Genomic DNA, 3,615 nt, shown 5'->3' with positions numbered 1-3,615 from the left:
TTCAACCTCCCCCAGCAGTTTTGGGGGAGGTGGGCGAGCTCCGCGAGCCCGGAGGGGGCGTCCGCGCGGGGCCGATTTAGCGCGCCGAAGCCGGCCTGTCGCTTCGCGGACAAGATCCTTCGCCGCCGCCATGGATCACCGAGCGTGCAGGGTTTGCGCGGCGGCTCCTCAGGATGACGCCTTCGAAGCTCGAGGTGGGTAGGACCCTCTCAGGAATCATTTCTCCTGGGCCACTCGGCGCTGTGCACACCCTGCCGGAGGAAGCGCAGTTCAACCTCCCCCAGCAGTTTTGGGGGAGGTGGGCGAGCTCCGCGAGCCCGGAGGGGGCGCTCGCGGAGTGCCTGCCGCTCGTCGCGGACACGCATCACCGCTGGCGCAGACGCGGCGCGGCGGCGTTCTGGCGCTGTGCCTTGCGCATCTGCAGCGCGCGGTCCGTCACGCCCAGGCGCTGCGCCGCGCGCTGCAGGTTGCCCTCCTCCGCGCTCACGGCCACGCGGATGGCCGTCTCCGACGCCAGGCGGCCGATGTCCTTGAGCCCCACACCCTGCGCCAGTGCGCGGCGGATGGACGTCTCGAAGTCGCCGTCCGGCCAGCCGGCCTCGCACTCCGGGGCCGGCCGCTCGTCCGGCGGCAGGTCGCCCAGCGTCACGGGCCCCGGCCCCACGTGCCGGTAGGCGATGCGCGCCGCCAGCTGCCGGAGGTCGCGCACGTTGCCGGGGTACGCCCGGCGCAGCAGGTACTCACGCACGGGCTCGTCCAGCTCCGGCGGGTCCTGGCCCGGGCGGGCCTGGGCCAGGAAGTGGCGAAACAGGGGGACGATGTCCTCCGGCCGGTCGCGCAGGGGCGGCATGTGGCACACCACGGCCGCCAGGCGATAGTACAGGTCCGCGCGAAACTGGCCCTGCGCCACGTCGTGCAGCAGGTCGCGGTGCGTGGCGCACACCAGGCGAAAGCGCGTGCGCAGCCACGCGTTGCCGCCCACGCGCTTGTACGTGCCCTCCTGCACCACGCGAAGCAGCTGCGCCTGCAGCGGCAGCGGCAGCTCGCCGATCTCGTCCAGGAACAGCGTGCCGCCGTCCGCCAGGGCAAACGCGCCGTCGCGGCTGCGGTCCGCGCCCGTGTAGGCCCCGCGCTCGTGGCCAAAGAACTCGCTCCCCGACAGCTCGGGGACCACGGTGGTGCAGTCCAGCAGCACCAGCTCGCGCTTGCCGGCGCGCGCGTCCAGCGCGTGGATGAGCCGCGCGACGAGCTCCTTGCCCGTGCCCGTCTCGCCCGTCACGAGCACGGGCGCGTCCGTGAACGCCGCCACCTCCACCACCTGCCGCAGCAGCGACCGCCACACGGGGCTGGCCCCCACCAGGTTGCGGGTCACGCGCGGTGAATCCACCTCGCGGTCCACGGCCGCCCACCGCCCAAAGCGCGCCGCCACCTCCGCGGCCAGGTCCCCGCCGGGGCGGCTGCGCGGCAGCACGTCCGAGGCGCCGGCCCGCAGCACCCGCCACGCGGCCGCCGCCGGCACCCCGTCCGCCGCCACGGCCAGCACCCGCTCCGCTCCGCCGCCGCTTGCCTCGGCCACGAACGCGCACAGCTCGTCCGTCACCTCCCGGAACACGACGATCCCGGGCCCGCGCGCGCCGTCTCCGTCCAGCGGGCACGGGCTCAGGCCGGCCGCCGCCAGCGCGCGCGCCAGCGGGTCCGCCGAGAAGGGCTCTACCTCGCCAAACCCATGGAACCAGAGCGGATCGCTGGCCAAGGGAGGAAGGTGGGAAGGAGGGGGACGGGTGGAGCGGCGGCCGGCACGAGGCGGGACGCGCACGTGGGGGCGGGCGGCAAGGGCAAGCTCCATTCCAGCCATCCCCCGCAAAAACACCAGCAGAAAACGCAGGCGCGGCAATACATCCGGCCACCGTGGACAGCCGGAAGACAACGCGCATCCGCCACAGCGTGGCGGGCGTGGGTCACCATGGCTGCCCCAGCGGTCCGTGGCAGCTGGGACAAGGGAGGGACAAGCCTGCTACAGCAAGACGCAGCAGCGGCGGACCAGATCCTGCAACAGGGGTTCGGCCCCGCGCCAAATGGCGGCCAGGCAAGGGACTATCATCGCAAGCAGATGGCCTACATCGCCCCACGTACCACCTGTGAATACTTCGTTCCCGCGCCCCCGGCCGTGGGCCCCCGGCTGCATTCGCTGCTCCGGACGTTCACGCTTCCGGCCGGCGCGGCGGACCCGCCCCGCGTGCTGATCGTGGCCGCGCACCCGGACGACGAGACCATCGGGGTAGGTGGAATGCTGCCGCGGCTGGACGGCGCCGTGCAGGTCCTGCACGTGACGGACGGCGCCCCGCGGCATCGCCGGCAGTGGGGCCGGCAGGAGTTCCGCACGTGGAACGAGTACGCGGCCCAGCGGCACCTCGAAGTGGCGCGGGCGCTGGGCGTGGCGGGTCTGGACGCGGCCGGGGTGTGCCGGCGGATGGAGGTGATGGACAGCGAGGTGTCACTGAACCTGGTGCCCGTGAGCCGGCGAATGGCGGAGCTCTTCGACGAGCTTCGCCCGGAGGTGGTCATCACGCACCCGTACGAGGGCGGCCACACGGACCACGACGCCACCGCCTTTGCCGCGCGGGCCGCGTGCACGCTGCTGTCCCGCGACGGCGCCCCCGCGCCGGCTCTGGCGGAGTTCACGTCGTACCACAACGAGGGCGGCGAAAAGGTGGTGAACCGCTTTCTGCCGTGGGACGGCGCGCCCGTGACGGAGGTGGTGCTGTCACCCGGGGAGAAGGAGATGAAGCGGCGGATGTACGACTGCTTCGTCACGCAGGGCGGCGTGCTGCGCGACATGCCCATCCGCGTGGAGCGATACCGTCCCGCGCCGCGCTACGACTTTACGCAGGCGCCGCACGCGGGGCGGCTGCGCTACGAGCGCTACCCGCTGGGCATCCGCGGCAAGCACTGGCGCCAGCTCGCGGCCGACGCCATCGAGCACCTGGGCCTGGACCGCCGCTGGGACGCCCCCGTCCGCCGCGATGCCCCGGCGCTCGTCCTCACCGGCTGAAGCCGATCTGCATCCGCGGAACGCGACGAGCCGGCTGCCCTGGAGCAGCCGGCTCGTTTTTCGTCGTGGATGATCCGGACGCAGTCCGGAGAACCCGGTCGCCTCCGTTCACCTCGCTCACCCCGAGAAGCGTCATCCTCAGGAGCCGCCTCGCGGACCTCGCGCTGTTTCCGTCTCCCTCCCCGACAGCGTCATCCTGAGGAGCCGCCGCGCGGACCTTTGTCACGACGGAACCCTGGCGGCGACGAAGGATCTTGCCCGCGAAGCTCGGCGGCGACCCTCGCGCACGGAACCCGCCTCCGAGTCACGCACACAAGATCCTTCGGTCGCGCCAACGTCCTGTGCACATTCACGTTACGCGCGGCGCTCCCTCAGGATGACGCATCGCGATGCGTGTTCGCCTGCCGCGCCCGCCGGCGTCATCCTGAGGAGCCGCCGCGCGGACCCTCGTCACGACGGAACCCTGGCGGCGACGAAGGACCTTGCCCGCGAAGCTCGGCGGCGACCCTCGCGTACGGAATCCACCCCCGAGTCTCGCACACAAGATCCTTCGGTCGCGCCAA

The 3,615-nt window shown here is 72.6% G+C and carries 2 protein-coding genes; one reads left to right on the top strand and one right to left on the bottom strand.

Translation table 11 applies throughout. The annotated features are described in order from the left end of the window. Positions 1-364: 364 nt before the first annotated feature. Positions 365-1,753, bottom strand: coding sequence for a sigma-54-dependent transcriptional regulator (locus VFZ20_RS04870; protein WP_329682709.1), 1,389 nt, complete (start codon positions 1,751-1,753; stop codon positions 365-367). A gap of 357 nt (positions 1,754-2,110) precedes the next feature. Here VFZ20_RS04870 and VFZ20_RS04865 point away from each other — a divergent pair, with 357 nt between their 5' ends. Continuing rightward, positions 2,111-3,052 (top strand): PIG-L deacetylase family protein, encoded by a 942-nt coding sequence (locus VFZ20_RS04865; protein ID WP_329682708.1) that lies wholly within the window; start codon positions 2,111-2,113, stop codon positions 3,050-3,052. Positions 3,053-3,615: the final 563 nt, after the last annotated feature.

It is taken from the genome of Longimicrobium sp. (assembly GCF_036280135.1).
Taxonomy (GTDB): Bacteria; Gemmatimonadota; Gemmatimonadetes; order Longimicrobiales; family Longimicrobiaceae; genus Longimicrobium.
Note: the sequence above shows the minus strand (reverse complement) of the source record. Positions and strands in the feature narration are given on the sequence as shown.